This is a genomic window from Chishuiella changwenlii (genome assembly GCF_900142565.1).
Classification (GTDB): Bacteria; Bacteroidota; Bacteroidia; order Flavobacteriales; family Weeksellaceae; genus Empedobacter; species Empedobacter changwenlii.
In genome coordinates this window covers 353,372-362,367 of sequence record NZ_FRBH01000002.1, presented here as the reverse complement: position 1 = coordinate 362,367, position 8,996 = coordinate 353,372, and the positions used below count along the sequence as shown (strand labels likewise).

Below are 8,996 nucleotides of genomic sequence, written 5' to 3'. Positions count from 1 at the left end.
TTCCTATTATAAGGTATTAATCCAAATTTCTCTGGGCTATCCCCTTCAGTAGGGCAAGTTGCATACGCGTTACGCACCCGTGCGCCGGTCTCTATCTCCCGAAAGAAATATACCCCTCGGCTTGCATGTGTTAGGCCTCCCGCTAGCGTTCATCCTGAGCCAGGATCAAACTCTCCATTGTAAATAATTTTTTTTGGTAATTTAATACCTGTGTTTTTACAACTTCGAATTTCCTATAGCTCCATTATTCAAGGATTGACTAATTTCGTATCGGCTTTATTTCTTCTGTCTATATTTTAAATTTCAAATGAACTTCTCGTTTCATCACTCACTTCGTTTCTCTGTCTCTGTAAGCGGTTGCAAAGGTAATTAATATTTTTAAACCACAAAATATTTTTTAAAACATTTTAAAACTTTTTTTCTTTTATAAATCTCAGTCATTACAACCTCAACCATCAAAAAAAAGCCCGTTAAAACTAACATTACTGCTTTACTATTTCAATTCCTACAATACTACTCTTCTTTCGTATTGGGAGTGCAAATATACAACTCAATATTCCGTTTTTCCAAATCAACTTTACAATTAATTTACATTTTTAGCCTAACTAACTGAATAACCGTAAAATATTTTTTGAACTTTTTTGAAAATAGATACGAGATGGGAGATTTAAGATGGGAAAATAGGTAATGATGCTTCGACAGTCATGACAAAACAAGCCTTATATCTTATAGTCTTACATCTTAAAACTAAAATCTAACTTCTATATTATTTAATCGCAAAGAGCACAAAGATTACGCAGAGAGCACTAAGTAAACCTTACTCCTTATAAACTTACATCTTAAAAACTAAACTCTAGTTTCCAACTTCTAAGCTCGAGATTAAATGACCTGATTATTTTGTGAAACCAACTTCCCAAAAAAGTTGGCTTCGCAAAATACTTTGAGTTTAACAACTCGAAAAAAAAGCAACCAATAAGGTTGCTTCGTATTCAATATTATTTTTTCTTTTTCTTAAACCACCATACTAAGAAACCTGTTATTGGCAATGAAGCTCCTATAAGTGTTACGAGAAAGTAGATTGTTCTTCCGAAAAGTCCTGCGAAAGAGCCAATGTGTAAATCGTAATTTAATTTCACAACTTTTCCTGCAAAATCGGCATCTTTAAATTCTTTTGCATAAACTGATTCATCAACTAGTTTTTTACCAGAATTTCTATCGTAAGAAGCCATCTTCATATCATAAAATTTACGATGAGATTTATACATAAAGATTGATATTGGAGAAACTGAATCTTTTGGAATTGTAAAATAGTAACCTTTTAGATTAGAATCTTTGGTTGCATCTTCCCATGATATCTGCATCATATCTGGAAGTTTTGCTGGATTATAGTTTGTCGTATCTGATTTTAATTCTTGTGATTTTTCTATTGATTTCCCCATTGATGTTGACCAATATAAAAATTTATTGAACCAAGGTAAACCATAATACATTCCAGTAATAGAAATAAGTAGCAAGATGATTAATGAATAAAATCCTAAAACATTATGCAAATCGTAATTTAATCGTTTTGTTTTTGCTCCCCATTTTATTGTGAAACTTTGCTTTTTTATTGCTTTTGTCCATTTCTTTGGCCACCACAATACCAATCCTGTGAAAAGTGTGATTGCAAATATTAAAGTACTATAGTTAATAATAGGTCTTCCTATTTCTCTTGGTAGCCACAATGTACGATGTCCGCGTAGAGACCAACTAAAAAAATCGAACTCTTTTTGAAAAGATGGTCGTTTTATAATTTCGCTCGTATATGGATTAACATACATTAGATAACCAGAGTTTCGCTCTCCAAAACCTATTACTGCTGCTTGCCCAGTTGGTCGCCATATAAAAGTAGCTTGTTGATCTGGGTATGTTTGTTTTGCAAGAAGATAAAGCTCACTTGGTGTTTTAATTGGAGTATTCTGATCTTTTACAACAAATTCTGGATGGAGTAAATCTGTGATTTCGTCTTTAAAAGATAATATTCCTCCTGTAATGGCTATAATAACGATAATTATTCCAGAAAATAAGCCCAGCCACAAATGTAGCCAGGCTGATATTCGATAGAATAAACTTCTTTGATTTCCTTTTTTCTTAACTTTATTCTGTCTTGTATTCATTTTTCTTTATTAAAATGTATAGGCTAAGTTTACTTTGAATCCTATTGGATTAACAACTCTCCAACCATAGTGAGAATATCCCCAAGCTCCTGGATAGAAACCTACATAATTGTAACGGTCTGTTACATTATTTACAAGTAATGATATTTGGTAATTATTCTTTTGGTAAGACATACCTAAATCGATAGAAAATAAATCGTCTGGTAAGAATTTATGATCTTTTACAACTGGCCAAACAGCTCTTTTAGCTTGATATTCGTAACCAGCAGAAAAACCTAAACCTTCTAGTTCTCCTTCTGCAATTGTATATTTTATCCAAGCATTAGAAATATGACGAGCTGTTCCATATAACATTCCTCCTATTTTTGTAGGATCATTATCTTTTGTGATTTTAGCATCTGTATAAGCATAATTGAACATTATATTCCAATTCTTGTTAATAGAACCGTTTAAATCGAACTCGATTCCTTTTGAAACTGCTTCTCCAGATTGTTCTGACATTCCAGGAAATTCAGCTCCAGCAGATGTTAATATATTCGTTTTTGTAAGATGGTATGCCGTTAAATTCGTCATTAATCTACCTCCGAACCATGTTTTCTTAACTCCAATTTCTTTGTTTTTACCTTTTGATGGATCCGCAGCTCCACCACCAACTAAAACACCAACTTGCTCTTCGAATGTTTCATCGTATAATGCATAAGCTGTGAAAGTAGGCGTTATTAGACCTGTTACACTAAAACGAGGTGTAAATGCATTATTTTTTACTTGTCTTCCTTGACTAGCAGCTGATTCTTTATTTGTAGATGTATAACGAACTCCAGCAGCAATTCTTAATTTATCTTCTAAGAAACGTACCTCATCTTGAATATGAAACGATGTGTAAGAATAGTTAGAAAGATACATTGCTCCACGTTCTCTAAGTGATTTTGAACGGTCATAAGTAGGAAGCATATCTTTTGTAAGGTTACCGTAAATAGGATTGTAGATATTAAAAATAACTTCTCCTTTATCATTTGTAGGTAATTTTCCTGAAGGATCTTTTATTGTTCCTGCAATAGACCAGTCTGCAACATAGAATTTTTTCCCCATGTCTACTCCTGCTAATATATTATGATTTACAGAACCTGTTTTAAATTTTCCTCTTGTAAAAACCTGACCAACTGTAGATGTATTTAAAGCATCACCAATACTTAAATTTCTAATTACATCTCCTTTTTTAGGTCCTGATTTTGTATCTGGTAAATTATCTGCTAATGCAATTGTATTAAATGACGCATACAATGAAGAACCTTCCATTTCTGAACGGATATATCCGAATTGTGCTGTTAATAACCAATCTGCATTAAAATTATGATTTAAAGTTCCATAAACATTATGTTCCCAAGATCTTGTAGGATCTACGATAGGATCACTGAATGTAAATGATTTTTTGATATCTCTAAAACCATCAATACCATAAATATATTTTGAGAAACCTCCTGCAAAATTATTTTGAGAGTAGATATACTCAACTGTTACATTTGTATCGTCAGAAATATTATACTTTAAAGATGGATTAACAACAAACTGTTCATTTTCTGTGTATTGTTGTACATTTCCTTTTTTAGTTCCCATTAAGTTTAATCTACCTAATAGTTTTCCATCTTTAGATAATGTTTGATCTATATCTGCAGTTGCACGGTATAAATTATAACTACCCAATGTCATTTGAACCGTTTTCTTATTGTTCCCCATTGGTTTTTTAGTCACAATATTATAGAATCCTCCTGGGCGTGTATTTCCCATCATGAACCCTGCAGGTCCTTTTACAAACTCTACTCTATCTACAAAAGACATATCTTCTCTTAATGGACCAAAGCTTCCGCTTACATCCATCCCGTTACGTAAGTTAGAAGCTTGGAAACCTCTTACGGCAATTCCTACACTTCCTTCTTCTTGGTGAAGAATTGTTCTTACACCACTAACATTTCTTGATAAACCTTCTGCAGAAGTAAAAATCATTTGGTCGTTTAATAAACGTTGATCTATTACTTGAATATTTTGAGGCGTAACCAATAAACTTTCTCCTAAACGTAATGTAGAAGATGGGATTGTTGTTCGATTAGCAATTACATTTGCTGTTGACAATTCGTATGAATTTGATTTTGTGAAATTGTACGTTATTTTCTCATCTCCATCTATTTTAAAAGAATAAGAATCTACAATTTCTAAATCGTCAATATTAATATAGTAAGAACCTGAAGAAAGATTCTCAAACTTATACTCTCCTAAACTGTTTGTGTATGTAGTTTGTTCTCCTTCATTCAAAACAACTTTTGCATTTGCTACAGCTTTATTATCTTTATCTGTAACTTTTCCGTTTATGCTTCCATTGTTCTGCGCCCAAGCCATTGCTGGTAATACGATTAACCCTAGCAATATTTTCTTCTTTAACATATTAGTTATTTGGATTTAGTTTAATTAAATTTACAGCGCAAAATTAATCTTAATCAGATTTAAAAAATTTAGAATTAAGTATAAAAACGTTTGAATATGGGAGCCGTAGAAAACTATTCTACATTGGAGAAGGAGATTTTTAATTTTTTAAGTCAAGACAAAGAAAATTATTTAAAGAATGAATTATGTGAATTTCATATAGATAAGATATTTTCGAATTCAGATTTTATTATTCACGAATACAAATATCTATTTAGTAAAGATCATACATTAAAATTTGTAACAACTACTAGTAAATATATTGAAGTAGCATTTATCTTTAACGATCAAACGATAGAAGATAAGATAAATGACAAAAAAAATACTTATCTGCCTAACCACAATTACATCTATTATACACCAAATGGAGTTGACGTTGAAATTTATTACAAGAAAGATGTAACCTATCGTAATTTAGACATTTATGTTGCAACCGATTACTTTAACGAGTTTCTACAGAAAACAAATTATATAAAATCATTTGTTACTTCTATTACGAAAGAAAAATTTACACGATTAATTGAAGATGGAATTCCTATTTCTCCACAAATGTTACATACGATATCAGAAATAAGAGAATGTAATTTAACCGGAATACCAAAGGAATACTTTATGAAGTCTCGTATTATGTATTTACTCCAATTAATTTTTGAATGGATTGAAGAGAATAAATCTTTTTCTTTTAGTAATAATTCATCACAACTAAAAAATACAGATATTAATACATTACATGATATACATAATTTTATAGAGCATAATCCTAAAACATATTATACCATAGAGCAACTCTCAGATCAATTTGCTATAAATGAATTTAAATTAAAGAAAGGTTTTAAAGAGTTATTTGGAATGGGAATTTTTCAATTCTCTACACAAATACACATGAAATACGCTCTTCACTTGCTAAAATATTCTGATTTGTCTATTAAAGAAATTGCTTATAAAACTGGTTATTCTTCTCCGTCTGCTTTTTCTGTGGCATTTAAAAAAGAATGTGGAACAAGTCCCAATAAAATGAGAAATCACTCTACAGAATAATCAGATAAAATATTTTTTAAATCATTTATTGCTTCTGTAGCTTTCTTCTGTATTTGAATTATAGATGGATTATTATTTAACTCTGTTGGATCTACATATATTACAGGAGCATTATTTTTAGTATAATCTACTAAAGATGCAGCAGGATAAACTTGTAAAGATGTTCCTATAACGATTAATATATCTGCTTGTAATACCTCATCTATTGCAGTTTCCATCATCGGAACCATTTCTCCGAACCATACAATGTGTGGACGAAGTTGATAACCATCTTCTGCAAAATCTCCTATATTAATATCGTTACTCCAATCAACAACTACAGTTTCATTATACTCACTTCTTGCTTTTCTTAATTCTCCATGTAAATGAATAATTTTAGATGAATTTGCTCTCTCATGCAAATCGTCTACATTTTGAGTTATAATTGTTACATCGAAATAATTTTCTAAATCTTTTAGAAAATGATGAGCCAAATTAGGTTCTACTTCAAGCAATTGACGTCTTCGCTTATTATAAAAATCTTGAACTAATGATGGATTTCTATGATAACCTTCTATAGATGCAACTTCCATAATATCATGATTTTCCCATAAACCATTCGAATCTCTAAAAGTAGAAATTCCACTTTCTGCGCTTATACCAGCACCTGTTAGCACAACAATTTTCTTTTTCATTAGTTTAAATTTTTCACACTAAATATATTCATAAGTTTTGAGAAAATTAAAATTAACCTCTATCTAAGTTAGCTTTAATATTTTTAGGGCGCTCCCTACGGGCGGGCTTTTTGTTACAATCTTTTTTGATGATTAAATTTTTCGAATTTGAAAAAAAAGGATTTTCACTACAATCCCTAGCGCAATGGAAATTTAAACTTACTCCAATAAAAAAGTGTAACTCCATTAGAAGTTACACTTTTACCGCTTTTTAAAATTTAAATTGAGAAATTTTGGTAATTACTTTAAATTCTTTAATTCATCAATTTTCACCAAACATATTATTCCAAAGGTTACAAACATTGTTAATGTTAAAATTGCTGCATTTATTATCATAATCTATTTTTTTACTATGATAAATTTACGATAGTCGTATTGTAAAAAGTTATAAAAAGCACATGAAATAAGTTATAACTATCTTATTTTTAATGAGTAAAATTTATTTATAAAAAATAAAAAAGAGCCTTGATTGTGATAGTCAAGGCTCTCTTCAACTAAAAGTTAAAATAAGCGATAATTAATTGCTCACTTATAAAGCAATCTCTTAGTTATAAACAAACAGCATACCATTTTAATAATCAATACTTTAATCATCATTTCACAACAAACAACTTTGCGACAAGGATCGCAACGGTATCCTTTTGTGGAGCGATCTAGCGAGCAAAAGATAAAGTGTAGAGCCTGGCTGTCGCCCAATTAATAAAATTTTTACAGTAATAAAAAAAGCAGTCTTAAAAAGACTGCTTTTGTATTTATCTATCTAAAATATGAGTTTTAGAAAGTGTATTTATTTTCTGCAATAATAAAATCTGCAATTTCAGTTTTTAAGTTTACTACGTTCGGGTATTCATTGTAACGAGTAAATCTTCTTAAACCAGACAACATCATACGTTGTTCGTCTCCTTCTGTAAACGAAATAATTCCACGAGTTGCTTCTGTTTTAATAATCTCTACAGATTTAAATAATTGTAATTCTACTAATTTAACTGCATTCTTCGCAGCATCTGCTCCTTTTGTACTTGCTATTTTCTCTGCACGTAATAAAGCTGATTCTACCATATAAATTTCTTGCATAATATGAGAAGCTGCAATAATTAATTGTTGGTGTTGCTCTAATTCTGCACCAAATTTTTGTAAAGCAGATCCAGCAACCATAAAGAAAGCTTTTTTCAAGTTCTCTATAATTTCTTTTTCTTGTGCAAAAAGTTCTGTATAATCTGGAATATCAAAAGATGGAATTGACATTAACTCGTTTGCAACATTCATTGCTGGTGACATTAAATCCAATTGTCCTTTGAACGCTCTTTTTACTAACATTGATACACATAATAATGTATTAATCTCGTTTGTACCTTCGTAAATTCTAGAAATACGAGCATCTCTCCAAGCTGCTTCCATTGGCATTTCTTTAGAATATCCCATTCCTCCATAAATTTGTATTCCTTGATCTGCTGCTACTTGAGCTGCATCGGAAATCCAAACTTTTAAGATAGAAGCTTCGATTGCATATTCTTCGATACCTTTTAGTTCTGCTTCTGCATGAGACATTCCTTTAGCAACATTATCTGCAATTGCATTTTCTACATCTTTTGCAGCACGATAAGCTCCTGCTTCTGATGTAAATGTAGCTACAGCCATATCTGCTAACTTTTCTTTAATTGCTCCGAATGTGTTAATAGAAGTATTAAACTGTTTACGCTCTGCAGCATATTGTAACGAGTTATCTAAAATTCTACGTTGAGCATCTAAACATGCCGCACCCAATTTGATTCGGCCTACGTTTAATGCATTCATTGCAATTTTAAATCCTCCGTTTCTTTCTCCTAATAAGTTTTCTACTGGAACACGAACTTCATTTAAGAAAACTTGACGAGTGGATGAAGAAACAATTCCTAATTTATCTTCTTCTTCTCCTAAAGAGAATCCTTCACCTGCTTTATCTTTTTCTAAGATAAAACCTGTAATGTTTTTATCATCGTCTATACGTGCAAAAACAATAAATAACTCTGCAAAACCTGCATTTGTTATCCACATTTTTTGTCCAGTGATAATATATTCTTTACCGTCCTCTGATAATACAGCTTTTGTTTTTCCAGAGTTTGCATCCGAACCTGCTTCTGGCTCTGTTAAACAGTAAGAAGCAAACCATTCTCCTGATGCTAATTTTGGTAAATATTTTTGTTTTTGTTCTTCTGTACCATATAAAGTAATTGGCATTGTTCCAATTCCTGTATGCGCTCCGAAAGCTGTTGCTAATGATCCTGTTGCTCCAGAAATATAATCACAAACTAACATTGTTGTAGAGAATCCCATTCCCATTCCACCATATTCTTCTGGAACAGAAATTCCTAACAAACCTAATTCACCAATTTTACGCATTAATTCTTCGATTAAGGCATAATCTTTTTTCTCTATTTGGTGTTTGTTTGGTACAACTTCTTTATCTATGAATTCTTTTGCTGATTCTAAAATCATTTTTTGTTCTTCAGATAAATCTTCGAACGTAAAAACGTCGTTGTAAGAGGCATTTTTTATTAAATATTCACCTCCAATAAGTCTATTTGGATTTGTTGACATAGTTTTATTTTTTTGTTTAGATACTAGATATTAGTAT

The 8,996-nt window shown here is 31.1% G+C and carries 5 protein-coding genes and 1 rRNA gene; 1 reads left to right on the top strand and 5 read right to left on the bottom strand.

The window, feature by feature from the left end; translation table 11 throughout:
- The 3 genes from BUA86_RS03275 to BUA86_RS03265 form a co-directional block, all read right to left on the bottom strand.
- Positions 1 to 181: ribosomal RNA gene (locus BUA86_RS03275) — 16S ribosomal RNA — on the bottom strand; the annotation flags it as partial.
- A gap of 814 nt (positions 182 to 995) precedes the next feature.
- Positions 996 to 2,156: a PepSY-associated TM helix domain-containing protein gene (locus BUA86_RS03270; protein WP_072929813.1), complete on the bottom strand. Its 1,161-nt coding sequence runs from the start codon at positions 2,154 to 2,156 to the stop codon at positions 996 to 998.
- A gap of 9 nt (positions 2,157 to 2,165) precedes the next feature.
- Complete coding sequence (locus tag BUA86_RS03265; protein WP_072929811.1) at positions 2,166 to 4,592, bottom strand: TonB-dependent receptor; 2,427 nt, start codon at positions 4,590 to 4,592, stop codon at positions 2,166 to 2,168.
- Positions 4,593 to 4,688: 96 nt separating this feature from the next.
- On the opposite strand from BUA86_RS03265, the gene BUA86_RS03260 reads away from it, so the two are divergent.
- Entirely contained in the window at positions 4,689 to 5,669 is a 981-nt protein-coding gene (locus BUA86_RS03260; protein ID WP_072929810.1) for an AraC family transcriptional regulator, read from the top strand.
- On the opposite strand, the gene BUA86_RS03255 is transcribed toward BUA86_RS03260, so the two are convergent.
- The gene (locus tag BUA86_RS03255) at positions 5,654 to 6,343 is read right to left on the bottom strand and encodes an SIR2 family NAD-dependent protein deacylase (protein ID WP_072929808.1); all 690 of its coding nucleotides are present in this window, start codon (positions 6,341 to 6,343) and stop codon (positions 5,654 to 5,656) included. The two genes, BUA86_RS03260 and BUA86_RS03255, sit on opposite strands and share 16 nt — an antisense overlap.
- Before the next feature lie 813 nt (positions 6,344 to 7,156).
- Entirely contained in the window at positions 7,157 to 8,959 is a 1,803-nt protein-coding gene (locus BUA86_RS03250) for an acyl-CoA dehydrogenase family protein (protein ID WP_072929806.1), read from the bottom strand.
- Positions 8,960 to 8,996: the final 37 nt, after the last annotated feature.